Source organism: Bacillus xiamenensis (genome assembly GCF_000300535.1).
GTDB lineage: Bacteria > Bacillota > Bacilli > Bacillales > Bacillaceae > Bacillus > Bacillus xiamenensis.
In genome coordinates, this window is sequence record NZ_AMSH01000005.1 from 48,275 (window position 1) to 73,855 (window position 25,581).

At 44.2% G+C, this 25,581-nt stretch carries 22 protein-coding genes and 1 pseudogene; 20 read left to right on the forward strand and 3 right to left on the reverse strand.

Annotated elements, in window-relative coordinates:
• Positions 1-48: 48 nt before the first annotated feature.
• The 11 genes from purC (at position 49) to ablB (ending at position 11,039) form a co-directional block, all read left to right on the forward strand.
• Complete coding sequence (gene purC, locus BA1_RS03415) at positions 49-771, forward strand: phosphoribosylaminoimidazolesuccinocarboxamide synthase (RefSeq protein WP_008355756.1); 723 nt, start codon at positions 49-51, stop codon at positions 769-771.
• Entirely contained in the window at positions 764-1,018 is a 255-nt protein-coding gene (gene purS, locus BA1_RS03420; RefSeq protein ID WP_003214349.1) for a phosphoribosylformylglycinamidine synthase subunit PurS, read from the forward strand. The genes purC and purS overlap by 8 nt, the downstream gene beginning before the upstream one ends.
• Positions 1,015-1,698: a phosphoribosylformylglycinamidine synthase subunit PurQ gene (purQ, locus tag BA1_RS03425; RefSeq protein ID WP_008355760.1), complete on the forward strand. Its 684-nt coding sequence runs from the start codon at positions 1,015-1,017 to the stop codon at positions 1,696-1,698. The genes purS and purQ overlap by 4 nt, the downstream gene beginning before the upstream one ends.
• Entirely contained in the window at positions 1,682-3,913 is a 2,232-nt protein-coding gene (gene purL, locus BA1_RS03430; RefSeq protein WP_008355763.1) for a phosphoribosylformylglycinamidine synthase subunit PurL, read from the forward strand. Before purQ ends, purL begins: the two co-directional genes overlap by 17 nt.
• Positions 3,889-5,319 carry an amidophosphoribosyltransferase gene (purF, locus tag BA1_RS03435; protein WP_008355765.1) on the forward strand — a complete coding sequence of 477 codons (1,431 nt, stop codon included), beginning with the start codon at positions 3,889-3,891 and terminating at the stop codon, positions 5,317-5,319. Before purL ends, purF begins: the two co-directional genes overlap by 25 nt.
• A 96-nt stretch (positions 5,320-5,415) precedes the next feature.
• Entirely contained in the window at positions 5,416-6,456 is a 1,041-nt protein-coding gene (gene purM, locus BA1_RS03440; protein WP_008355767.1) for a phosphoribosylformylglycinamidine cyclo-ligase, read from the forward strand.
• Positions 6,453-7,022 carry a phosphoribosylglycinamide formyltransferase gene (gene purN, locus BA1_RS03445; RefSeq protein ID WP_008355770.1) on the forward strand — a complete coding sequence of 190 codons (570 nt, stop codon included), beginning with the start codon at positions 6,453-6,455 and terminating at the stop codon, positions 7,020-7,022. Before purM ends, purN begins: the two co-directional genes overlap by 4 nt.
• 15 nt (positions 7,023-7,037) lie before the next feature.
• Positions 7,038-8,576, forward strand: coding sequence for a bifunctional phosphoribosylaminoimidazolecarboxamide formyltransferase/IMP cyclohydrolase (gene purH, locus BA1_RS03450; RefSeq protein WP_008355771.1), 1,539 nt, complete (start codon positions 7,038-7,040; stop codon positions 8,574-8,576).
• 12 nt (positions 8,577-8,588) lie between these two features.
• The gene (gene purD, locus BA1_RS03455) at positions 8,589-9,863 is read left to right on the forward strand and encodes a phosphoribosylamine--glycine ligase (RefSeq protein WP_008355773.1); all 1,275 of its coding nucleotides are present in this window, start codon (positions 8,589-8,591) and stop codon (positions 9,861-9,863) included.
• Between the two features lie 63 nt (positions 9,864-9,926).
• Complete coding sequence (locus BA1_RS03460) at positions 9,927-10,178, forward strand: hypothetical protein (RefSeq protein ID WP_420196179.1); 252 nt, start codon at positions 9,927-9,929, stop codon at positions 10,176-10,178.
• A 15-nt stretch (positions 10,179-10,193) separates the two neighbouring features.
• Positions 10,194-11,039, forward strand: coding sequence for a putative beta-lysine N-acetyltransferase (gene ablB, locus BA1_RS03465; RefSeq protein WP_008355778.1), 846 nt, complete (start codon positions 10,194-10,196; stop codon positions 11,037-11,039).
• Here ablB and BA1_RS03470 read toward each other — a convergent pair.
• Positions 11,034-12,692 carry a PucR family transcriptional regulator gene (locus BA1_RS03470; protein ID WP_008355780.1) on the reverse strand — a complete coding sequence of 553 codons (1,659 nt, stop codon included), beginning with the start codon at positions 12,690-12,692 and terminating at the stop codon, positions 11,034-11,036. The two genes, ablB and BA1_RS03470, sit on opposite strands and share 6 nt — an antisense overlap.
• A gap of 191 nt (positions 12,693-12,883) precedes the next feature.
• On the opposite strand from BA1_RS03470, the gene BA1_RS03475 reads away from it, so the two are divergent.
• Genes BA1_RS03475 through BA1_RS03490 form a run of 4 tightly spaced genes read left to right on the forward strand, consistent with a single transcriptional unit; the run spans position 12,884 to position 16,869 of the window.
• Entirely contained in the window at positions 12,884-14,248 is a 1,365-nt protein-coding gene (locus BA1_RS03475; RefSeq protein WP_008355783.1) for an aspartate aminotransferase family protein, read from the forward strand.
• Between the two features lie 13 nt (positions 14,249-14,261).
• Positions 14,262-14,948 carry a CoA transferase subunit A gene (locus BA1_RS03480; protein WP_008355784.1) on the forward strand — a complete coding sequence of 229 codons (687 nt, stop codon included), beginning with the start codon at positions 14,262-14,264 and terminating at the stop codon, positions 14,946-14,948.
• On the forward strand, positions 14,924-15,589 hold the full coding sequence (locus BA1_RS03485; RefSeq protein ID WP_008355786.1) for a 3-oxoacid CoA-transferase subunit B: 666 nt from the start codon (positions 14,924-14,926) through the stop codon (positions 15,587-15,589). Before BA1_RS03480 ends, BA1_RS03485 begins: the two co-directional genes overlap by 25 nt.
• 14 nt (positions 15,590-15,603) lie before the next feature.
• The gene (locus BA1_RS03490; RefSeq protein ID WP_008355788.1) at positions 15,604-16,869 is read left to right on the forward strand and encodes a peptidase; all 1,266 of its coding nucleotides are present in this window, start codon (positions 15,604-15,606) and stop codon (positions 16,867-16,869) included.
• Between the two features lie 26 nt (positions 16,870-16,895).
• Here the strand turns inward: BA1_RS03490 and BA1_RS03495 are convergent, their stop codons facing one another.
• A complete protein-coding gene (locus tag BA1_RS03495) occupies positions 16,896-17,117 on the reverse strand; it encodes a YgaP family membrane protein (protein ID WP_008355790.1) in 222 nt (73 codons plus the stop codon).
• 125 nt (positions 17,118-17,242) lie between these two features.
• On the opposite strand from BA1_RS03495, the gene BA1_RS03500 reads away from it, so the two are divergent.
• The gene (locus tag BA1_RS03500) at positions 17,243-18,985 is read left to right on the forward strand and encodes an adenine deaminase C-terminal domain-containing protein (RefSeq protein ID WP_008355792.1); all 1,743 of its coding nucleotides are present in this window, start codon (positions 17,243-17,245) and stop codon (positions 18,983-18,985) included.
• 532 nt (positions 18,986-19,517) lie between these two features.
• The gene (locus BA1_RS03505; protein ID WP_008355795.1) at positions 19,518-19,832 is read left to right on the forward strand and encodes a YerC/YecD family TrpR-related protein; all 315 of its coding nucleotides are present in this window, start codon (positions 19,518-19,520) and stop codon (positions 19,830-19,832) included.
• A gap of 461 nt (positions 19,833-20,293) precedes the next feature.
• Here the strand turns inward: BA1_RS03505 and BA1_RS03510 are convergent.
• Positions 20,294-21,874: pseudogene (locus BA1_RS03510) on the reverse strand (FMN-binding glutamate synthase family protein).
• A 147-nt stretch (positions 21,875-22,021) separates the two neighbouring features.
• Here BA1_RS03510 and BA1_RS03515 point away from each other — a divergent pair.
• The 3 genes from BA1_RS03515 to pcrA all read left to right on the forward strand — a co-directional run bounded on the left by BA1_RS03515 (position 22,022) and on the right by pcrA (position 25,565).
• Entirely contained in the window at positions 22,022-22,246 is a 225-nt protein-coding gene (locus BA1_RS03515) for a hypothetical protein (protein ID WP_008355798.1), read from the forward strand.
• Positions 22,247-22,592: 346 nt separating this feature from the next.
• A complete protein-coding gene (gene pcrB / locus BA1_RS03520) occupies positions 22,593-23,285 on the forward strand; it encodes a heptaprenylglyceryl phosphate synthase (RefSeq protein WP_008355800.1) in 693 nt (230 codons plus the stop codon).
• Between the two features lie 57 nt (positions 23,286-23,342).
• Positions 23,343-25,565 carry a DNA helicase PcrA gene (gene pcrA, locus BA1_RS03525; protein WP_008355802.1) on the forward strand — a complete coding sequence of 741 codons (2,223 nt, stop codon included), beginning with the start codon at positions 23,343-23,345 and terminating at the stop codon, positions 25,563-25,565.
• Positions 25,566-25,581 lie beyond the last annotated feature (16 nt).

A 25,581-nucleotide genomic window follows, 5' to 3' on the forward strand; every position in this document is an offset into this window, starting at 1 on the left:
CGACTCATCCTGAAAATTGCCAACATTCAAATTAGGAGGCCAATCTGAATGACTGTGAAACAAGAACTTCTCTACGAAGGCAAAGCGAAAAAAATCTATCAGACCGATGACGAGCATATTTTATATGTCGAATATAAAGACTCAGCTACAGCATTTAACGGTGAAAAGAAAGCGGAAATTGAAGGCAAAGGCAGACTGAACAACGAAATTTCCAGCTTAATCTTTCAAATGCTACATGAGAAAGGGATCAACAATCACTTTGTGAAACGCCTCTCTGAAACAGAACAGCTCATTCAAAAGGTAGATATCGTACCGCTTGAAGTGGTTGTGCGAAACGTTGTAGCAGGCAGTATGTCAAAGCGTCTTGGGATTCCAGAGGGAACGAAGCTGGATACACCATTGATCGAGTTTTACTACAAAGATGATGCACTGGGCGATCCGCTCATTACAGAAGATCATATTCGCATATTACATGCAGCGACACCTGAACAGGTGGAGGAAATGAAACAAATTACAAGACAAGTGAATGAAGAATTGAAGCAAATCTTCTCAGATTGCCATGTGAATTTAATTGATTTCAAGCTTGAATTCGGAATAGATCACGAGAATCGTATTTTGCTAGCTGATGAGATTTCACCTGATACGTGCAGGCTTTGGGACAAAGACACAAACGAAAAGCTTGATAAAGACGTGTTCAGACGAAACCTGGGCGGCTTAACGAATGCATACGAAGAAATTTTCAAAAGACTTGGAGGCCATAAACATGTATAAAGTGAAAATTTTTGTCAGCTTAAAAGAGAGCGTTCTTGATCCACAGGGAAGTGCCGTGCAGCACGCGTTGCACAGCATGTCTTATCAGGAAGTAAAGGATGTCCGTATCGGGAAATACATGGAGCTTGTCATTGAAAAATCAGATCGTGATTTAGATACAGTGGTCAAAGAAATGTGTGAAAAATTGCTTGCCAACACGGTCATTGAAGATTACCGCTATGAGGTGGAGGAGGTTGTCGCACAGTGAAGTTTGCAGTGATCGTCTTGCCTGGCTCTAACTGTGATATCGACATGTACCATGCGATTCAAGATGAGTTAGGTGAACAAGTTGAATATGTATGGCACGACGAAACGAGTCTTGACGGATTTGACGCTGTACTCGTACCAGGCGGTTTCTCTTATGGGGATTACTTAAGATGCGGTGCGATTGCTCGTTTTTCTAACATCATGCCGGCTGTGAAAAAAGCAGCTGCGGAAGGAAAACCTGTTCTTGGTGTTTGTAACGGGTTCCAAATTCTTCAGGAGCTTGGCATTCTTCCAGGAGCGATGAGACGCAATAAAGACCTCAAATTTATTTGTCGACCAGTTGAACTCATTGTAGAGAACAACGAAACACTATTTACAAGCGGCTATCAAAAAGGCGAATCCATTACGATTCCTGTAGCACACGGTGAAGGCAACTTCTACTGTGATGAAGACACGTTAGCGAAGCTGATTGAACGAGGCCAAATCGCCTTCACTTATGGAGACGATATTAACGGCAGTGTCAATCGCATTGCAGGTGTAACGAATGAACAGGGCAATGTACTCGGCATGATGCCGCACCCTGAGCGCGCGGTTGATTCATTACTAGGCAGCGCAGACGGACTTAAATTGTTTCAATCTATCGTGAAAAATTGGAGGGACACTCATGTCACTACTGCTTGAACCAAGTCACAAGCAAATTAAAGAAGAGAAATTGTATCAGCAAATGGGATTGAGTGATGAAGAATTCGCTTTAATCGAATCCATTATTGGTAGGCTGCCAAACTACACAGAAACAGGCATCTTTTCTGTGATGTGGTCAGAGCATTGCAGTTATAAAAACTCAAAGCCTGTTTTAAGCAAATTCCCGACGAAAGGAGAGCATGTTCTTCAAGGTCCTGGGGAAGGCGCTGGAATCGTTGATATTGGAGACAACCAAGCGGTTGTGTTTAAAATCGAATCACATAACCATCCATCTGCAATTGAACCGTATCAAGGAGCGGCAACAGGTGTCGGCGGGATTATCCGTGATGTTTTCTCCATGGGGGCGCGTCCAATTGCTGTATTAAACTCTCTTCGTTTTGGTGAACTGACTTCACCGCGCGTGAAGTACTTGTTTGAAGAAGTAGTGGCAGGGATCGCAGGCTATGGAAACTGTATTGGGATTCCAACAGTCGGCGGAGAAGTTCATTTTGATGAAAGCTATGAAGGCAACCCGCTCGTTAACGCGATGTGCGTAGGGTTAATCAATCATGAGGACATCAAAAAAGGGCAGGCCAAAGGTGTCGGCAATACGGTCATGTACGTTGGGGCCAAGACAGGACGTGACGGAATTCACGGCGCAACATTTGCCTCTGAAGAATTTTCTGATGAATCAGAAGAAAAGCGTTCAGCTGTTCAAGTGGGCGATCCGTTCATGGAAAAGCTATTGCTTGAAGCGTGTCTTGAAGTCATCAAAAATGATGCGCTCGTAGGTATTCAAGATATGGGAGCAGCTGGTTTAACTAGCTCAAGTGCGGAAATGGCAAGTAAAGCAGGCTCTGGTATCGAGATGAACCTAGACCTGATCCCTCAGCGTGAAACAGGCATGTCAGCATACGAAATGATGCTGTCTGAATCTCAAGAGAGAATGCTTTTGGTCATTGAAAAAGGCCGTGAGCAAGAAATCATTGATATCTTTAAAAAATATGATCTTGAAGCTGTATCTGTCGGTCATGTGACAGACGATAAAATGCTTCGTTTACTCCATCAAGGTGAAGTGGTGTGTGAGCTTCCAGTTGATGCCCTTGCAGAAGAAGCGCCAGTTTATCACAAGCCGTCAAGTGAACCTGCATACTATCGTGAGTTCTTAGAAACAAAAGTAGAAGCACCTGAGATCACAGATGCAGCACATACTTTAAAACAGCTCCTTCAGCAGCCAACAATTGCGAGTAAAGAATGGGTTTACGATCAATACGACTATATGGTTCGAACAAATACAGTTGTTGCACCGGGCTCTGATGCGGGTGTTCTAAGAATTCGTGGAACGAAAAAAGCTCTTGCGATGACAACAGATTGTAACGCACGTTATCTCTACCTTGATCCAGAGGTCGGCGGTAAGATTGCAGTCGCAGAAGCAGCACGTAACATTGTCTGCTCAGGCGCTCGTCCTCTTGCTGTGACAGATAACCTAAACTTCGGTAACCCGGAGAAACCAGAAATTTTCTGGCAGATTGAAAAGTCTGCTGACGGCATTAGTGAAGCTTGCCGCACATTAAGCACGCCGGTGATCGGCGGGAACGTCTCTTTATACAATGAATCAAATGGAACAGCGATTTACCCAACACCAGTCATTGGAATGGTTGGTTTGGTTGAAGATACAGCTCATATTACGACTCAATCGTTCCAGCAGGCAGGCGATGTCATTTTCGTCATTGGTGAAACGAAGGAAGAATTCGCAGGCAGTGAGCTTCAAAAAATGACTGAAGGCCGTATCTACGGAAAAGCACCAGAAATTGATTTGGATGTAGAACTGGCGCGTCAGGAAGCCCTTTTAGCAGCGATTCAAAACGGACTTGTTCAGTCAGCACATGATGTGTCTGAAGGCGGTCTTGGTGTAGCACTAGCTGAGAGTACATTTGGAACAAAGGGACTTGGCGCTGATATCCAGATTGATCTAAACAGCGCAGCATTATTATTCAGTGAATCACAGTCACGTTTTGTCGTAACTGTTAAACCAGAAAACCGTGAAGCATTTGCTGCGGCTGTGAAAGATGCAAAAGAAGTTGGAACGGTCACAAATGATGGTGTGTTTTCCGTCAAAAATCAAGAAGGACAACAATGGATTCATGCAGCGGTCAACGAGCTTGAACGTGCATGGAAAGGAGCGATCCCATGCTTGCTGAAATCAGAGGCTTAAACGAAGAGTGTGGTGTCTTTGGGGTTTGGGGACACGACGAAGCCCCTCAAATCACCTATTACGGATTGCACAGCCTTCAGCACCGAGGACAAGAAGGTGCGGGAATTATTGCAACAGATGGTGAAAACCTGACATCACATAAAGGCCTTGGACTGATTACGGAAGTGTTCCAAAATGGTGAGCTAAAGGATTTAAAGGGAAAAGGTGCGATTGGACACGTTCGGTATGCGACAGCAGGCGGAGGCGGCTTTGAAAATGTGCAGCCCCTCTTCTTCCGCTCGCAAAACAATGGCAGTCTTGCCCTTGCTCATAATGGAAACTTAGTCAATGCAACGCAATTAAAACAGCAGCTAGAGAACCAAGGAAGCATTTTTCAAACATCCTCTGATACCGAAGTGCTGGCTCACTTAATTAAGCGCAGCGGATATGTTGATTTGAAGGATCAAATCAAAAATGCCCTGTCTATGCTGAAAGGAGCATATGCTTTCTTAATCATGACGGAAACAGAAATGATTGTGGCGCTTGATCCGAATGGCTTACGTCCACTTTCACTTGGTATGCTTGGAGACGCTTATGTTGTCGCTTCTGAAACATGTGCATTTGATGTCGTGGGTGCCGCATATTTACGTGATGTGGAGCCTGGTGAAATGCTTATCATTAATGACGAAGGGCTGAAGTCAGAACGCTTTTCGATGAACATTAACCGTAGCATGTGCAGCATGGAATACATTTATTTCTCAAGACCTGACAGCAATATCAATGGCATCAATGTGCATAGTGCGAGAAAGAATCTTGGCAAAAAGCTTGCAGAAGAAGCGCATGTGGAAGCAGATGTTGTGACAGGGGTGCCAGATTCGAGTATTTCTGCCGCAATTGGATATGCCGAAGCGACAGGTATTCCATATGAGCTTGGTTTAATTAAAAACCGTTATGTCGGCCGGACATTTATTCAGCCGTCTCAATCATTGCGTGAGCAGGGCGTGCGAATGAAGCTATCTGCTGTACGCGGGGTGGTCGAAGGAAAACGTGTCGTGATGGTGGATGATTCCATCGTACGCGGAACAACAAGCCGCCGGATTGTGACGATGCTAAGAGAAGCGGGAGCGACGGAAGTGCATGTACGCATTAGTTCACCGCCAATCGCTCATCCGTGTTTTTATGGAATTGATACGTCTACACACGAAGAGCTCATCGCCTCCTCTCATTCAGTAGAAGAAATTAGACAGGAAATCGGTGCAGACACCATTGCATTTTTATCTGTAGACGGTTTAATGGACGGGATTGGCAGAAAGTATGATGATCCGCAGCGTGGTCAGTGTTTAGCATGCTTTACTGGAAAATACCCGACCGAAATTTATGAAGATACTGTCCTTCCTCATGTGAAGGAAACAGTCCTGACGAAATAATCGAATAATGGAGCAGCAGTCAACGTGATTTGATATGCTGCTCTTTCATTCTGCCGAAAATACATGAAAGACAAGCAGATAAAAGGAGTGAATGGGATGTCAGAAGCATATAAAAACGCCGGTGTCGACATCGAAGCAGGATACGAAGCCGTTAAACGAATGAAAACACACGTAGAACGTACAAAAAGAGCAGGTGTCATGGGGGCTCTAGGCGGATTTGGCGGTATGTTTGATTTATCTGAACTGCCATACAAAAAGCCCGTTCTTGTCTCAGGAACAGATGGTGTTGGTACGAAATTAAAGCTGGCATTTTTAATGGATCAACACGATACGATCGGTGTAGATGCTGTTGCTATGTGTGTGAACGATGTGCTTGCACAAGGGGCAGAGCCGCTCTTTTTCTTAGATTACTTAGCAGTTGGAAAAGCAGATCCTTTGAAAATTGAATCCATCGTCAAAGGTGTAGCTGACGGATGCGAGCAGTCTGGTTCAGCGCTTGTCGGCGGAGAGACAGCAGAAATGCCGGGTCTTTACACAGAAGAAGAATATGATATTGCTGGGTTTTCTGTAGGCGTCGTTGAAAAGGATGAAATCGTGACAGGAGAGAGTATCAAAGAAGGGCATTTACTCATTGGACTCAGCTCAAGTGGGATTCATAGCAATGGCTATTCTCTTGTACGTAAAGTATTGCTCGAAGACGCTGGTCTTGATCTTCACCAAACATATGAACCTTTTACAAGACCGCTTGGAGAAGAGCTTCTTGAACCGACGAAAATTTATGTAAAGCCAGTCCTCAAACAAGTGAAAGCCGGCAAGATTGACGGCATGGCACATGTGACAGGCGGCGGCTTTATTGAGAATTTACCACGTATGCTGCCTGAAGGACTTGGTGTGGAAATTGATAATGGCTCATGGCCAGTTCCGCCGATTTTCTCCTTTATTCAAGAAAAAGGACAATTGAAAGCAGAAGACATGTTCAACGTGTTTAATATGGGTATCGGCTTTGTTTTAGCAGTCAAAGAGAATGATCTCGTCGATGTGATCAGCGGACTTGAACAAGACGGAGAGAAAGCATTTCTCATCGGACGAGTTCAAAAGGGAGAAGGCGTCACTTTCGGTGGTGGAAGTCTCTCATGAAGAAGTTTGCAATCTTCGCCTCTGGAAGCGGGACAAATTTTCAAGCCATTATGGATACATTAAAGGAAGAACAGTGGCAGGCAGAGGCCGCCATTGTGATCTGTGATCAACCGGGTGCGAAGGTGCTGGAGCGGGCAGAGAAAGAGGGGATTCCGTCCTTTGCTTTTACGCCGAAGGCTTTCCCTAGTAAAGCGGCTTTTGAACAAACGATCATTGAACAGCTGAAGCTGCATGAAGTGGAATGGATTTTCCTTGCTGGGTATATGAGACTGATCGGTCCGACATTACTTGACGCATTCAGAGGGAAAATCGTGAATATTCACCCGTCCTTACTGCCAGCATTCCCGGGGCTTGATGCCATTGGGCAAGCCTATCAAGCAGGGGTCAAAGTGGCAGGTATCACAGTTCATTATGTCGACGAAGGCATGGATACCGGCCCGATTATTGACCAAGCGGCGATTTACATTGAACATGGGGAAGAGCTTGAATCCATTGAAAAAAGAATGCACGAATTAGAACATACACTATATCCAAAAGTGATCAAATCACTTTTAGAATTATCTTAATGAGGTGACAAAGGCATGACGATCAAACGCGCATTAATCAGTGTTTCCGATAAAAAGAATCTTGTACCTTTTGTGAAAGAATTAACAGAACTTGGCGTTGAAGTGATTTCAACTGGAGGTACACACAAACTTCTTCAAGAGAACGGCATTGATGTCATTGGAATTTCTGAAGTGACGGGATTCCCAGAAATCATGGACGGACGACTCAAAACACTCCATCCGAACATTCATGGTGGATTGTTAGCAGTGAGAGAAAACGATGAGCATATGGCACAGATCGAAAAGCATGGCATTCAGCCGATTGATCTTGTTGTCGTGAATCTATATCCTTTCAAAGAGACAATCTCAAAAGACGATGTGACATATGAAGAAGCGATTGAAAACATTGATATTGGCGGGCCGGGCATGCTTCGTGCCGCTTCAAAAAACCATCAGGACGTCACCGTGATTGTGGACCCTCGAGATTATGATACAGTCATTCAGCAAATCAAAGAAGGCGGCGTGCCGCTAGAGAAAAAACGTGAGCTGGCGGCAAAGGTATTCCGTCATACGGCTGCTTACGATGCCCTCATTGCGGATTACTTAACGAACTATGTTGGTGAAACAGAGCCAGAACAGTTCACTGTCACATTTGAGAAAAAGCAATCCCTTCGTTATGGAGAAAACCCGCACCAAGCGGCGACTTTCTATGAAAATGCCCTTCCAAGCAAAGGCTCGCTCGCAACAGCGACACAATTACATGGAAAAGAGCTTTCCTACAACAATATCAAAGATGCAGATGCCGCTCTTCAAATTGTACGTGAATTCTCAGAGCCGGCCGCTGTGGCTGTGAAGCACATGAACCCATGTGGTGTTGGTACAGGAGAAACCATTGCAGAAGCATTTGATCGTGCATTTAAAGCAGATGAAACGTCTATTTTCGGCGGCATTGTTGCGCTGAACCGTGAAGTAGACAAACAAACGGCTGACGTTCTGCATACGATTTTCTTAGAAATTGTCATTGCTCCATCGTTCAGCCAAGAAGCACTTGATGTGCTAACAGCGAAAAAGAACCTTCGTCTCTTAACACTTGATGTCGATGCGGATCTTGAGAAAAAAGAAAAGCAGCTGACGAGTGTTCATGGCGGACTGCTCGTTCAGGATATCGACACGTATGGCTTAGATGAAGCGACCATCTCGATCCCGACGAAAAGAGAGCCAACTGATGACGAATGGAAAGACTTAAAGCTCGCATGGAAAGTCGTTAAGCATGTGAAATCAAATGCGATCGTTCTAGCGAAGGATCAAATGACCGTAGGGATTGGTGCTGGTCAAATGAACCGCGTCGGCTCCGCTAACATTGCCATTGAGCAAGCAGGTGAAAAGGCAAAAGGAAGTGCGCTGGGTTCTGATGCGTTCTTCCCAATGGGCGATACAGTGGAAGCTGCTGCAAAGGCAGGCGTCACAGCGATCATCCAGCCAGGTGGTTCCATTCGTGATGAAGAATCGATCCAAAAAGCAGATGAATACGGCATCGCCATGGTCTTCACTGGCGTTAGACATTTCAAACATTAAGGGGATGACAGTGTGAACGTATTAATTATCGGCAGAGGCGGAAGAGAGCATACCATCGCATGGAAAGTGAATCAAAGTGAACTTGTCAGCCAAGTATTTGTCGCACCCGGCAATGATGGAATGACAGACACTGCGAAGCTTGTACCGATCGACGAAGGAGATCATGAGGCGCTAATTCGTTTTGCAAAAGAAAACGATATCGGCTTAACGATTGTCGGCCCAGAGGTTCCGTTAATTGCAGGTGTCGTCGATGCATTCGAAGAAGCAGGTCTAAAAGTATTTGGACCGAATGCAAAAGCCGCAGTCATTGAAGGCTCAAAGGAATTTGCTAAGGATTTAATGAAAAATTATGATATCCCGACAGCCGCTTACGCCACTTTTACATCGTTTGAAGAAGCGAAGGCATATGTGGAAGAAAAGGGTGCCCCAATTGTCATTAAAGCAGATGGGCTTGCCGCAGGAAAAGGCGTGACAGTGGCAATGACGCTTGAAGAGGCGATTAACTGCCTGCATGACTTTTTAGAGGATGAAAAGTTTGGCGATGCGAGTGCATCTGTTGTGATTGAAGAATTTTTAACAGGTGAAGAGTTTTCACTGATGGCCTTTGTCAATGGTGAAAAAGTATATCCAATGGTAATCGCACAGGATCATAAACGGGCATTTGAAGATGACAAAGGACCAAACACCGGCGGTATGGGTGCTTATTCACCCGTTCCACAAATTTCAGATGAAGTCGTACAAAAAGCGGTGGAAGACGTCGTCAAACCGGCTGCTCGTGCAATGGTGCAGGAAGAACGTCCGTTTACCGGTATTTTATATGCGGGCTTAATGCTGACACCAGAAGGCTCAAAGGTCATTGAATTTAATGCACGTTTTGGTGACCCTGAAACGCAGGTTGTGCTTCCTCGTCTTGAATCAGATTTAGTCCAAGTATTCCTCGATATTCTAGACGGAAAAGATGTGGACTTGCAGTGGAAAGACACCGCCGCTGTCAGTGTGGTTCTTGCTTCAGAAGGATACCCGGAGGACTACGCAAAAGGCACGCCAATCGGTGCTTTGCAAACAACCGTTTCTGATGTGGTGACCTTCCATGCAGGAACAAAAAAGGAAAACGGTCAATTCGTCACAAATGGCGGACGTGTAGCAAATGTGACCGCATTTGATGACACATTTGAAGCGGCAAGATCAAGAGTGTATGAAGCGGTTGAAGAAATCATTCAACCAGGTTTATTTTACCGCCGTGACATTGGCGCCCGTGCGCTGAAGGCTGCGGGGAAAACCGTTTAATCAAAACACCTTTCTATCTGATGAGATGGAAAGGTGTTTTTCTTCTTCTGTTCATGAGAAGGGATGCGGGTGGAATATGAAGAAGTAGTATACGATCACGAATGGATATACGGAGGAAACATGGAAATCAAAGCATTTATCATCTTTGCGATCGTTATACTTATTTTATTTCTCATAACAATAAATAACATCATGTTGATTGCCATTAAGCAGAATAAATTGAAAAAAGGCTTTGCCATTAGTTATATGATCCTATCCATTTTTTCTGGCATTGCTATTTCTTCATTTTTAATTTGGAAGTTTTTTATTAGCTAAGAGGGGAATGAGTGTATGGTGCAATTGAAGAAACTTGCAAACGAGCGTTTTTCTGCCTTGATCTGTATGGATGGATTTAATGAGCGAATTCGTTTAGATGATTACAGCGGCAGGGTGCGGGATGTGATTCAGACCGTACTTCAGGAAGCGGCGGACTGCAAGGCTTCTAAGGTCATTGTAAAAGTAAGGCGTGAGCATCTGCCGCTTTTTTTAGAGAAAGGCTTTCGGCTTGAAGGGGTGTTTTCTCATTATTTTCTCGGAAGTGATGCGTACGGCATGTCGCTCTTTCTGACTGAAGATCGGATGGACAGCCCCTATTGGCTGAAGGAAGATGAAATTGTTGCGTCTATTCAAAAAAAGCCGATCAAAAAAGATCAGAGCGTGTGGCAGGATGAGTATGTGATAAGGAAAGCCGATACGCAGGACATTCACAAGCTGGCAGAGCTCTATGATACGGTCTTTGAAACGTACCCCACGCCAATGAATAAGCCGGATTATATTCAAAAGGTCATGGAGGAAGGGACGGTTTTTTATGCCGTTGAACATGACGGTCATATTGTGAGTGCGGCATCTGCTGAAATCAATGCACCGTATGGTCATGCAGAATTAACCGATTGTGCAACCCTTCCCACATACAGAAAACTAGGATTCATGCATCATTTGATTCTAGCGCTCGAAAAAGAGCTTCAATCCATGCACATTTATGTCTTTTATTCTCTTGCACGTGCACTGTCCTATGGAATGAATCAAGTGTTTTATCAGCTTGGGTATACGTATACCGGACGCTTTCAAAACAACTGCTATATTTTTGACAAAATTGAAGATATGAATCTATGGGTCAAAACGCCAAATGAATCATGAAATGGTTCTCATCTGATCAAGCAGACCAGATAGGCGGTACGCCATGATACTAAGCTGCAACTTCATCCGATCATCAGTGGATTTGAGGCTGCAGCCTGTTCTCGTTTCAATTTGTTTCAACCGGTAGCTTAACGTATGCCGGTGAATAAACAATTCCCCCGCGGATTTTTGAATATTTTCATTGTGTGCCAAATACACTTCGAGTGTATGAATCAGGTCAGCCCCTTGTTTTTTCGTATAAAGCAGAGGGCTTAACAGCTCCACATAAAAGTCATGCAAATTCATTCCGGCTTCGTTCATTTCAAGCAGCATCCCATATAGACCGAGCTTCTGATAATGAATGATGCTGTCATCTGTTTTCAAAAGAGGAAGAAGCCTTGCTGCATACTGGGCTTCTTTTGCACTTTTAGCAAAGAGACTGATCTGGTCGTAGGCTCTTCCAATGCCAATCACAATGGGATGGACGGGGAAAAAATAAGACCAAGTACTGCGGCATTCTTCTGATGCACGATACCAATTTGTTTCTTGATACGTGCTTTTCCCTGCAGGCGTCAAGACGAAAATGGAATCAAGCCTTGCCTTTAGTAAAAAAGGGATATGTCTGCGTTCAAAAATGGATGTAAGCAATTGAGAGAGGCGCTGCACCATCTGGTGATCGAGCTGCGTGTGCTGATGCTGAAATTGAAAGTAGATGACGACCTGTTCCTCGCTCATATCATATTGCAGTTTTCTTGCTTGTTCGATGACATAGCTTTCTTCTGTGTATTGCTGCTGCAGCATATCATCTAATAAATGCCCCTGCATTTGGTTTTCTGTATCTTGAATGGCTTTTTGTTTCAGCCATTCAATGGCATACACCGCCCCGGCATGCTCGATGGCAATCGCATCGAGATGATGCCACATCTCCTTTTTCTTTAAAGCCACAATAAACCCGAAAATATCGCCCATTGCAATCACGGGGCACGTAGCCAGAACAAACGCACCGCATGTGTCATAGATGAGCCTCCCTTTCTCCTCTGCCTGCTTCAGAAGTGGAGCTGTTTCAATTGGTTCGTCATCTATTAGAAAGCCAAAAGCAGGAGAATACGTTACGTGATCTGTTTCGAGATGAGCCGCTGTTTGGTGCAAAAACACATCAAGAACGACGATATTTGCCGCAGTAAGATGTGCCAGTTCATCCGTAATTTGCGTGACATTTTTATTGCTCACATTTAAATGGGTCAGTCTTTGATGAATCGCTGAAGAATATTTGAGTTGATGGAGCTGACTGCTAACGATTTGCTCTAGGACGGCTTTTGTAATGTCTGAAAAATTGACGTGCGGCGGAATTTCAATGAGCGGAATGCCGCTTTTTTTGGCTGCCTTAATCAGTGAGGCAGGAATCTCTGTTAAGTAGACGCCCTTATAAATGGCAATGGCTGATAGTCGACGGGATTGAATCAATTCTTCAAGGCGAGCGCATCTTTCTTTATTTTCTGCAAGCCCAAACCCGGTTGTGACGAGTAATTCCCCTTCGGACAGTCTGGAAGTGTCCTCGATAATCTCCACAATGGTTACCCACTGAATGAGGCGGTCCAGTCCATTTTCTCCAGCAAGCAGTTTGGTTTCTTTCATCATATCGAGCGAGAGTGCATCTTTGACGAGAATCGCCATAGACTCATGACCTCCTTTTGAACACTCTTATACATCATGTATAAAAAACACGTGTGAAATTCGGGCATGTGTCGAATGGAGGATGACTGCCCTCTTGATTAAGCTAATCTTATAACAAGTATACAAAATTTTCTTGCGATTCATGTAAAAAGAAAGAGACAGCTGCTGATAAGAGAGGGAGGAATGACAAAGTGGAGACCCGGGATTACCTAATCAAACCGATGTTGAATCAGCAATATCCTGTGGCTGTGAGAGGAGAGGGGATTTATTTATATGATCGGGACGGAAAAAAATATATAGACGGCTCATCGGGGGCAGTCACGGCAAGTATTGGACATGGCATACCAGATATTATTGAAGCGATGACCGAGCAAGCGAAAAAGGTGAGCTTTACGTACAGGTCACAATTTACAAATGAACCAGCGGAAGAACTTGCGTATGAATTGAGTACACTTTGCCCAGGTAACCTGAACTGGTCTTTTTTTGTAGGAAGCGGATCAGAGGCAACGGAGACAGCTATGAAAATGGCGATTCAGCATTGGCAGGAGCAGGGAAAGGCAGAAAAGAATCACATCATATCAAGATGGATGAGTTATCACGGCATCACACTTGGTGCACTGTCGATGTCCGGTCATATTGCGAGGAGAGAGCGCTTTGAACCACTGCTTGAAAAACACCCGGTGCTGTCTCCGCCCTATAACTACCGGTCATGGCTGCCAAAAGAAGAAAGCAAGCAGGTCGAGTGGTATGTCCAGGAATTTAAGACTGTCATTCAGCGTATAGGAAAAGAGAGGATTGCCGCATTCATTGCAGAACCGATTGTTGGAGCAGCGGGAGCGGCGCTTGTTCCGCCAGACGGATATTTCGAGGCGATGAAGCGTGTCTGTGAAGAAAACGAGATTTTAATGATTGTAGATGAGGTCATGACAGGCTTTGGACGAACTGGGAAAATGTTTGCGATGGAGCATTGGGGTGTCGTACCAGATATCATGGTTCTCGGAAAAGGAATGAGTGCAGGCTATTCACCGATTGCGGCCGCCGTTTCAGCGGATCATGTGATTGCGCCGATTCTCAGTGGTTCAGGCTCTGTGATGGCTGGCCACACATATAGTGCCAATCCGCTTTCAGCAGCCGTTTCACTTGCGGTCATTCGGTATATGAAAAAACATCAGCTGGCCGAACGGGCTGATCTTTCTGGGCGATACCTGATGAATGCTTTAAAAGAACTGCAATTAACACATTCCATTATAGGAGATGTGAGAGGGAAGGGATTGCTCATTGGCATTGAGTTTGTCGCAGATCGTTTATCCAAAACGCCATTTCCTGCACATGCCCAGATGACCAATCTTGTCGTTGAAACGGCAAAGCAAAACGGATTGCTCGTGTATCCCGCAAGCGCTGGAGAGGATGGAGTGGGCGGCGCAGCTGTCATGATTGCACCGCCGCTTTCTATTACGCAGCAGGAGATGGATGAACTTATTTATATATTTGGGCAGACCATCACGCAGGTCGAACAAGAAGTCATCAATCGAGGGTTTTTCCCATCTGCTATGTAGGGGAGGAAGGAACATGAACAAAACGGTGGGCTTTGATGAAGTGGTTAAGCGATTGAAAGATGGGATGACCATCATGTTTGGCGGATTTGGCGGCGTGGGTTCACCACCATCGTTGATTGATGCCATTTTGGAAGCAAATATTCAAGATCTGACATTGATCGGAAATGATGCAGGCTTTCCCCAAATTGGCGTGGGCCGACTTATCACAGAAGGAAGAGTCAAAAAAATCATCGCTTCTCATATTGGTTCGAATCCGATTGCCGGTCAGAAAATGCAGGCAGGTACATTAGACGTTCTTTTTTACCCGCAGGGCATCCTTGCAGAAAAGATCAGAGCAGGCGGGATGGGGCTGGCGGGCATTGTGACAGATGTCGGAATGGATAGTCTGAACCTTGAGGAGAAACAATTGGTTCCGTTAAATGGGAAAAATTATATTTTTGAGCCTGCGCTCACGGCGGATATTGCCATCGTCAATGCCTATAAAGCGGATGAAGCGGGAAATCTGATTTTTGATAAAAGTGCACGAAATACAAACCCGCTTGTCGCCATGGCAGGGGATTGGACCATTGCGGAAGCAGAAAAGATTGTGCCGGTGGGACAGCTTCATCCAGAAGAAATCGTGACGCCGGGCGTATTTGTGAACCAGATCGTGCAATCAAAAGGAGTGAACTGGACATGGGCATGGGAGACATCGATTTAAGACACTGCATTGCCAAAAGAGCGGCACAGGAAATTGAAGATGGCATGATTGTGAATCTTGGGATCGGCATCCCGACCCTAGCGGCCGATTACATCCCCGCACATTACGAGGTGTGGCTGCATGCAGAAAACGGCATTATGGGGGCAGGAGCCTCGCCCCTGCAAGGGGAAGAAGATCCGAATTTGTGCAATGCCGGCGGTTTTCCCATTACGTTAATAAAAGGCGGCTCCTACATGGACAGCACGACGGCTTTTGGCATTATCCGAAAAGGGATGCTTGATATGACGATTTTGGGTGCACTTGAAGTAAGCAGTCAGGGGGATCTTGCCAATTGGATTGTACCGGGTAAAAGAGTGCCTGGTATGGGCGGAGCGATTGAACTGGCGCAAAAAGCGAAAAAGGTGGTGGTGGTGATGAGCCATCTGGATAAACAAGGTCGATCTAAAGTGAAATCGGCTTGTACACTGCCCTTAACCGCTAAATCTTGTGTCGATTTGATTATTACCGATATGGCGGTGATCGAGGTTAAGTCTCAGCTACTCATTTTGCGTGAAGTCATGCCGCCGTTTCAGCCGGAAGATGTTATGAGGGCGACAGAAGCTCCTTTAATATTAGCGCCTGATGTCAAATCTGTTGTGTAGAAAGGATGACCAACTTGCAGCCAATCACACGTATCAGAAACTGGATGAAAGAGCATCAGGAGGAAGCCATTACACTTCTTCAGCAAATGGTGCAATGCGAGAGCACACAAGGAAATGAACAGGAAGTACAAAACATCGTGGCCAATAAGCTGTCGGCCATAGGCTTTGATGTAGATGTTTGGGAAATCGGCGGCGAGGAGTTACTGGAACATCCTTATTTTTATTCCCCTCGCCGTTCTTTTAAAGGAAGTCCTAATGTTGCTGGACGATTGAAAGGAAAAGGCAATGGGACATCCATTTTATTAAATGGGCACGTAGATGTTGTCCCAGAAGGAGATGCGAAACAATGGACATATCCGCCATACAGCGGGCATATCATAAATGGGAGACTTTATGGACGCGGGGCAACAGATATGAAAGGCGGGAACGTTTCTTTACTCTTTGCCCTTGAGGCACTGCATGCGCTTCAGATTCCGCTGAAAGGAGATGTGGTGTTTCATAGTGTGGTTGAAGAGGAAAGCGGCGGGGCAGGCACACTTGCAGCGATACTGAAAGGATACACAGCAGATGCTGCGATCATTCCAGAACCAAGTCATATGAAAATCTTTCCGATTCAGCAAGGGTCAAAGTGGTTCAGACTGCATATTAAAGGAAGGGCGGCTCACGGCGGAACAAGGTATCACGGCGTTTCCGCTATTGAAAAGAGTACCCTGGTTCTTTCTCATATAGCAGCACTAGAAGAAGAAAGAAATCATCGAATAACGGAGCCACTATTTCAGCATATCCCGATTCCGGTCCCCATCAACATTGGGAAAATTCAAGGCGGTGATTGGCCGTCTTCTGTTGCAGACCTTGTCACAATGGAAGGCAGACTCGGTGTGATGCCGGGTGAGACGGTGGAACAGGCAGAGAAGGAACTAGAGAATTGGATGGCGGGACTTGGGGAGAAAGATGAATGGTTCCAAGAACATCCTGTAGAGGTCGAATGGTTTGGTGCAAGATGGCTCCCGGGGTCAATTGATACAGATCATCCGCTCTTAGGTCTATTGAAGGAACAATATGAAGAGGTATTAAAGCATCCGCCAAAGGTGGAAGCTGCCCCTTGGGGAACAGATGGCGGATTACTGTCACAGGCAGCAGGTATCCCGATCATTGTGTTTGGACCTGGAACAACGGAGCTTGCCCATTATCCGAATGAATCCATTGATATAGAGCATGTCATCGAAGCAGCAGAAATTATTGCGGGCACGATCGTGAAATGGTGTGAAGCAGCTGATTGATGAGCGCACAAAAAAAGAAGGCTGTCTCACTCAGCCTTCTCTTTATGTGTGTACTGCTGCTCACACATATAGGTCACTGGACAAAAACGAAGAATACCAGAGCCCAATTTCATACCGCCAAACATGATGCCAATAAGCAGCATTTTACTCCAAGGTTTTCTAGCATATAAAGATCCAGCCACTGTACATATCGTCATTCCGCAGGCAATTCTCATGAGCGCTTCCATTAAGCCAAGATTAGGTTTCATTGAAGGTAATTCTCCTTTTTTAAATTATTTTAAGTGTGATTTCAAGAAATTGTAACGTTTCATTAATGCGTAACGTGGTTCGTTATGTTACGATAGGGCTAATACAAATGAAGGAGAGTATGTGAATGTCCGAACGTACTTTTAATTGGAGAAACAATGACATCCGCACACAAATCGATGTAGTCGACTCAAAAATAGTTCCAACACTCCTTTTAACGAATGGACTCGTGCTAAACCCGTTTTTGAAGCAATGGGTGAAGGCAAATATTTGGATACATGATGATCGAATTGTTTATGTCGGAGCAGAGCTTCCTCAAAATAAATCAGCTAAACGTGTGATTGATTGTGAAGGGAAATACATTGTGCCGGGGTATATTGAACCTCACGCGCATCCGTTCCATATTTATAATCCCCAATCACTTGCAGAATATGTGTCTCAATTTGGCACAACAACAATGGTCAGCGATAACTTATTTCTTCTTTTGCAAAGCAATGAAAAGAAAGCGCTTTCCACTCTATGTGAATTAAAAAAGCAGCCATTTCAGTATTTCTGGTGGTCCAGATACGATCTTCAAACCGAAGTAAGGTATGAAGATGAGATGCTTCCAATTAACTATCGCAAGGAATGGATTGATCATCCGGATGTCCTTCAAGGCGGCGAATTAACAGGCTGGCCTAGATTAATGGACGGTGATGATCTCATTTTATATTGCATGCAAGAAACGAAGAAGCAGAGAAAACGAATAGAAGGGCATTTTCCCGGAGCTTCTGAGAAAACGTTAACAAAAATGAAGCTGTTTGGAGCGGACAGTGATCATGAAGCGATGAATGCAGATGATGTGTTGAAACGCTTGTCTCTTGGCTACCATGTTTCCCTGCGTCATTCTTCCATCCGCCCAGATTTAGTGAACATATTAAGAGAATTGCATGAGCGTGACTTCAGACACTATGATCACTTTTTCTATACAACAGATGGGTCAGCACCTCATTTTTATGAAGAAGGCATGATCAATCGTTTAATTTCAATTGCCCTTAAAGAAGGTGTGCCTATCATGGATGCGTACAATATGGCGACCTTTAATATTGCGAAATACTATCAAATTGATGACCTATTAGGCGTTGTCGGTCCTGGGCGCTTGGCCTCTTTGAATATTTTAGATGATCCGATGAACCCAAATCCTGAGACGGTTATTTCTAAAGGCGTGATTCTTAAATTAGAAGGGAAGAACCAGCATCAATTTCAAGAGACAGAATGGAAAAATGGCGGGCTCGAGCCGCTAGACTTAGGCTATGATCTGACGATGAGCGACTTGCAATTCTCTATGCCGCTTGGGGTCAAAATGAGAAATGCCGTCATCATGGAGCCTTATACAGTGGAGATTGATAACTCTGTGAACCAGCTGTCATGTGACCATGATCAAAGCTTCTTTAGCCTGATTGATCGAAAAGGCGAGTGGCGTGTGAATACAATGCTAAAAGGCTTTGCAAACAAGGTACAAGGGTTTGTCAGCTCATTTTCAACGACTGGTGACATTTTAGTCATCGGGAAAAATAAAGACGATATGATGCTGGCTCATAAGCGAATGAAAGAAATCGGCGGAGGGATCGTACTCACAGAGAACGGAAAGATTTTGCATGAAATCCCGCTGCAATTATCAGGCTGTGCATCAGCTGAATCGTTTGAGACGGTTCTTCAGCAGGAGCAAACCTTACGTGAGCTGCTCATTGAGCGCGGGTATCCATTTGACTGTCCGATTGATACACTTGTCTTTTTCCAAAGCACACATTTGCCGTATATTCGAGTGACACCAAGAGGAATATTTGATGTCATGAAAAAAACTGTACTCTTTCCGTCTATAATGCGTTAAAATATAACAGAGTGGAGCTGTATCATCTTTGCCTGATTTCTGGCCGCTGTTATAGGGCGGAAGTGAGTAAAGGATCTCTTCGCTGCTAACATATGGTGACAAAGCAGAGGGCTTTGACATGACGAATGAAGTGTCCTAATTGTAAAATGAATCTGTCGGTTACGCTGGCCGGCCAACATATTTTGATTGATCAAGTAAGGCGGGGCGAAGGTTTGTCGTCTCGCCGAGCTTTCTACACATACTGTTTTTTAGGGCAGACCTAACAGAGCAGAAGTGTTCTCGATATCGGAAGCAAACAAGTTTGTCAGATTGTCGCACAAGGAATATGACAAAACTTGTCGAATTTGTTTACGATAAAGAAGCTTCGGCTTACGAAAGAACCTGACGGCATTTTCAGCGTAGAACCAAACCTGTCATGATTCGTTCAAAGCTCATTGCTGAGGTTGAAAAAAATTAGTCAGGAAAGATACCGCTTTCTCTAAGAGTTTCATGCGAAACGGTGTGCCAATAGTAAAGGAGAAGATGTATAAAGATGCAAATTGATAAATTAAGGGGCAAAAGCTTAGATCAGTTATTCAACTCCATCTTATCCCTTAAAGACCTGGAAGAATGCTATCGATTCTTTGATGACTTGTGTACCATCAATGAAATCCAATCTTTATCACAGCGTCTTGAAGTAGCGCGTATGCTTCGCGAGGGAAACACGTATCATAAAATTGAAACGGAAACAGGTGCAAGTACAGCCACCATCTCACGTGTCAAACGCTGCTTGAACTACGGCAATGATGCCTATACAATGGCACTTGACCGCATAGCAGAGCAGCAATCAACGGACGAAACAAAATAAAGCAGCTTTTACTGCAAACAATCCTGGTCACGAAAATGGATTTGTTTGCAGTTTTTTTATGTAGATCGCTGTGAAAATTCCCTTTTGATCTGCAATAATGAAATAAATATGTGGACAAAAGCATCTGTGGTAACAAACGCGAACAATGAGCACGTGGTTTAAATGATATGAACCTTTAATGAAAGGAGAGAGTAAACATGCCTTGGAATACCATGATCGGTGTTGGTATTTTTGTTGTAATACCCGTAGTCATTATCTCAGTAGTAGTTTACTTGATGAAAAAAAAGAATACCAAAACGTCCAATAGCTGATGATTGAAAACAGAGCCGCTTTTGATATGACGGCTCTTTTTAATAGGTTAGTATGCAAACATTTCAACAAGAGCTTTTCGTGATTTTACGCCTTTGGTAAATCCTTTTTTCAGCAGCAAGAAGACGAACGCTGTCTTTCTTTATTTAAAGCTAGATAGATTGCTGTGTACCAGAAAACATCGGCACTTCACTTGTTTGACCATTTTCTTTTCGGAAAATAATATGTTTCACATTAAAATGAATAGGCGATTCAATGCCAGCTGCTGCGCATAAATTAAACAATCCTTCTCTAAGTGACAGGATATAATTGCAGACTCGGTATTTCTTTTCTTCAATGGATAAGCCCTTTTGCAGCTTTGGATCAGTGGTCGCAACACCTACTGGACATTTATTCGTGTGGCACACTTGCGCCCGAATGCAGCCGACTGAAAACATCAGACCTCTTGCGATATTCACAAAGTCCGCACCCATGGAAAGGGCAATTGCAATTTTATCAGGAGAAAGAAGTTTACCAGAAGCAAACAGCTTGAGTCGATCTCGAACCCCATATTCCTTCAAGATTTGATGGACCATTGGCAGTGCGGTGAAAATGGGCAGGCCTGCGGAATCGGCCAATTCATGAAAGGACGCCCCAGTGCCGCCTTCTCCGCCATCAATCGTAATGAAATCAGGGTGCTTTCCGCTTTTTTTCATATAGAGAGCAAGCTCCTTAATGTCTTCCTTATGTCCGACCACAAGCTTGATTCCAACTGGCTTTCCGCCAATGCTTCGCAGTTGTTCAATGAAATCAAACATGTCAGGAATAGAGTTGAACATCTCAAACCGGTTTGGGCTGTCAATTGATTGATGAGGCGGTAATTTGCGGATTTGGGCAATTTCTTCTGTGACTTTTTCTCCGTCAATGTGACCGCCGCGTGTTTTCGCTCCTTGTGCCAGTTTGAGTTCAAAGGCTTTTACTTCATCATGTTCACTTTTTTTCTTAAACTCTTCGAATGAAAATGCGCCATCCTCTGTTCGAACCCCAAATAGACCAGGACCAATCTGGCAAATAATATCGGCGCCGCCTTTCAGGTGGTAAGGGGAAAGGCCACCTTCACCTGTGTTCATCCACGTGCCGCCAGCCATTTTTAAGCCGGAGGATAGAGCGGTAATCGCCCGGTCGCCTAAGGAGCCATAGCTCATGGCTGATTGACCAATGAGTCCCTTGACGCGGAAGGGTTTTTGACACGTATGTTCACCAATGACTTGCACATCCTCTTCGTGGAGAAAATAAGGCTTTGCTTCGACTTCTTTCACATGTTCACTTCTTCGCAGTAGATTGTCTTGATCAATCTCATACACTTTTGTTTGAATGTTTTCTGATTGATCGATACGTAACTCATCCCGCTATTTTGGAAACAGGACGTTACGAATATAATAACCAGGCTTGTCAAAATCACGTTTTGACCCAAATCCCATGGTACGGCTTTTGTATTTTCCGGACATGACAGCTTGTTCATATTCCCTTCTTGAAAAAGGAAGTTCCTCTCGGTCATTAAGAAAGAGGTACTGGCGAAGCTCTGGTCCTATTTTTTCAAAAATGAACCGCAGTTTTCCAATGACCGGATAATTTCGCAGAACAGAATGCTCTTCTTGTTTCTCATCTCTCATCCAAATCCATATGAGTAGAATCATGGGTACAATCAAACAAATAACGATTAGTGCGCCTATGACAATGAAAGCTGCTGTCACATACATCCCCTCTTTTCTCTTTCATTGCTGTTTTTATTCCACCTTTTGTGCAAAGAGAAACCACATGACAGGCTCAACATATTGTGACGTTTAGAAATAAAAAGGCGGGGTAACTTAAAAATAAGATCAAATGGGGAGGGAGCATACATGAATAAGCGTCCATACGTACTTGCTGGATTAGGGGTTGGAGGTGCTGTGTTATTAGCGGTTAAAAATAAACAGCATCTGAAAAAATGGGTCAGCATGTGCCGGTCAAATGAAAAGGTGCCTGACAAAGCCGGACACCCTGATCCGTTAGATATTCAAGATAACAAGATGGTCGATGAAGGGGCTATGACATCTGTCCATTATTTTAATGAAGTGAGACAATAGTTTTAAAAAAACCGTTTTGAATCAATCAAAACGGTTTTTCTTATGTTGGCGGCTCGACCTGTTGAAAACCGATCAATCCTTGATCATGAGGTTTTCTAAGCCTGAAAAATAATAGGTTGAGCGCACATCATGGTCTGTAAAACGTATATGGAGTGAAAACATCCTCAAAACCTCTCCTGTGAAAGTGAGCTTTTTTTGAGACGTTCCTCAGCATTTGCAACGAAAATCGCCGCCACTCATTTTCAAAAGAATGAAACTTTTAGCTGAAGGAGGTTACCCGTTTTTTGCGGTGCCTGATTTTGTTATAATATTTAAATGGAATGAAACGAATGGAGGAACGTTTTTCATGTATGATGTTACCGAGTGGAAGCATGTCTTTAAACTCGATCCAAATAAAGAGATATCCGATGAACAGCTCGAAGCGATTTGTGAATCTGGTACGGATGCCATTTTGATTGGCGGTAGTGACAATGTGACAGAGGACAACGTGCTGCAACTCATGTCAAAGGTGCGCCGCTTTCTTGTGCCATGTGTGCTTGAAATCTCGACGCATGAGATGATTGTGCCGGGCTTCGATCTGTATTTCATCCCCACTGTGTTAAACAGCGCTCATCCTGATTGGATTGTTGGGCTTCATAAGGATGCGATGAAGGAATACGGTGATCTGATGTCAATGGAAGAGATTGTGCCGGAAGGATATGTCATCTTAAACGAAGAGTGTAAAGCGGCGAAGCTGACAGAGGCAAATACGGCACTGGATATAGATGACGTAAGGGCATATGCGAGAGTGGCAGAGCACTTGATGAAACTGCCTATTTTTTACCTAGAATACAGCGGGACGCTTGGAGACATAGAGCTTGTGAAAGAAACAAAAGCAGTGCTTCATGAAACGGTTCTATTTTATGGCGGCGGCATTGAGAATGAAGAGCAGGCAAAAGACTTCGCGCAGCATGCAGACGTGGTCGTTGTTGGAAACGTCATTTATGATAATTTCAAAGAAGCGTTAAAGACAGTCGATGCAGTGAAAAAGTCATCATAGTCAAACAAGACGAAACGGGTTAAAATAGAACATAAGTTCGAATTGGCGGTGAATGGAATGAATGAAATATCGAATCATCTATTAGAAGGACTGAATGATGCGCAGAAGGAAGCGGTCAAAGCGACAGACGGTCCGCTGCTGCTAATGGCAGGAGCAGGTAGTGGAAAAACACGGGTGCTCACGCATCGAATTGCCTACTTAATGGCAGAAAAGCACGTGGCTCCGTGGAACATTTTAGCGATTACATTTACGAATAAAGCAGCACGTGAAATGCGTGAACGTGTCCAAGCTATTTTAGGGCCCGGTGCAGATGACATTTGGATCTCGACGTTTCATAGTATGTGTGTCCGGATTTTAAGACGCGATATTGATCGAATTGGTGTGAATCGCAATTTCTCCATATTAGACACATCTGATCAGCTTTCTGTGATTAAAAACATTTTAAAAGAACGAAATATTGATCCGAAAAAGTTTGATCCACGCAGTATTTTAGGATCGATCAGCAGTGCAAAAAACGAACTCATTGATGCAGAAGAATACGCAAAAACAGCCGGTGACTTTTACGATCAAGTCGTCAGTGACGTATATACAGATTATCAAAAACGATTACTCAAAAACCAGTCACTCGATTTTGACGATTTGATTATGATGACGATCAGACTGTTTGAGCGAATTCCTGAAGTATTAGAGCATTACCAGCGTAAATTCCAATACATTCATGTGGATGAGTATCAGGATACGAACAGAGCGCAGTACATGCTCGTGAAATTGCTGGCTCAGCGCTTTCAAAATATTTGTGTCGTCGGTGACTCAGACCAATCAATCTATCGCTGGCGCGGAGCAGATATCACGAACATTCTCTCCTTTGAAAAGGATTATCCAACGAGTCAAGTGATTCTGCTTGAACAAAATTACAGATCAACGAAACGCATTTTGCACGCTGCAAATACGGTGATCCAAAACAATGCAAATCGTAAGCCAAAAAACCTTTGGACAGAAAATGACGAAGGAGCGAAGATTGCTTATTATCGAGCAGATAATGAATTTGGCGAGGGTCAGTTTGTCGCAGGAAAGATTCGCCAGCTTCATCAAAGCGGAAAGCGAAAATTATCTGATGTTGCGATCCTCTATCGAACGAACGCTCAGTCACGTGTCATAGAGGAAACGTTAATGAAGGCAAACATTCAATACAACATTGTCGGTGGCACGAAGTTCTATGACAGAAAAGAAATCAAAGACATTTTGGCGTACCTACGCCTTGTGGCAAACCCAGATGATGATATTAGTTTTATGCGTATTGTCAACGTACCAAAGCGCGGAATTGGGGCGACCTCTGTTGATAAAATTGCCGCATATGCAGAAATGAATGATCTCTCTATGTTCGAAGCACTTGGTCAGGTGGATTTCATTGGACTCAGTGCAAGGGCAGCCAATGCACTTGATGAGTTCAAACAGCTCATTGATCAAATGACAAACATGCAGGAATATCTATCTGTCACAGAATTAACGGAAGAGATCTTAGAGAAAACAGGCTACCGTGAAGCGCTGAAGATCGAAAAGACGATTGAAGCCCAAAGCCGTTTAGAGAATATTGATGAGTTTCTATCTGTCACAAAGAACTTTGAAGAACAAAATGAAGACAAATCACTTGTCACCTTCCTGACAGACCTCGCTCTTGTGGCAGACATTGATAAGCTGGATGAGAATGAGGAAGAAGATCATGATGCCGTTATTTTAATGACCCTTCACGCAGCAAAAGGGCTGGAATTCCCGGTTGTGTTCTTAATGGGGATGGAGGAAGGCGTCTTCCCGCACAGTCGTTCATTAATGGAAGATGCAGAGATGGAAGAAGAGCGCCGCCTTGCTTACGTAGGGATCACACGGGCCGAAGAAGAGCTTTATTTATCAAGCGCTAAGATGAGAACATTATTTGGCCGGACGAACATGAACCTTGAATCAAGATTCATTAGAGAAATACCAGCTGATTTATTGGACAACCTAAATGAGAAAAAAGAAACGAAAACACCGTTTGGCCAAACAAGAGAAAGACCGCAAAGACGGGGCCCTGTTTCACGTCCGCAAACGCAAACCATTCAAAACACAGGCGGCGGCAGTATTGGCTGGGCTGTGGGAGATAAAGCTGCTCATAAAAAATGGGGCGTTGGAACGGTTGTGAGTGTGAAAGGCAGCGGAGACAGCACAGAGCTTGATATTGCGTTCCCAAGCCCGACAGGCATTAAGCGGCTCCTCGCAGCATTTGCGCCAATCGAGAAGCAATAAATCTATAGAAGTGATA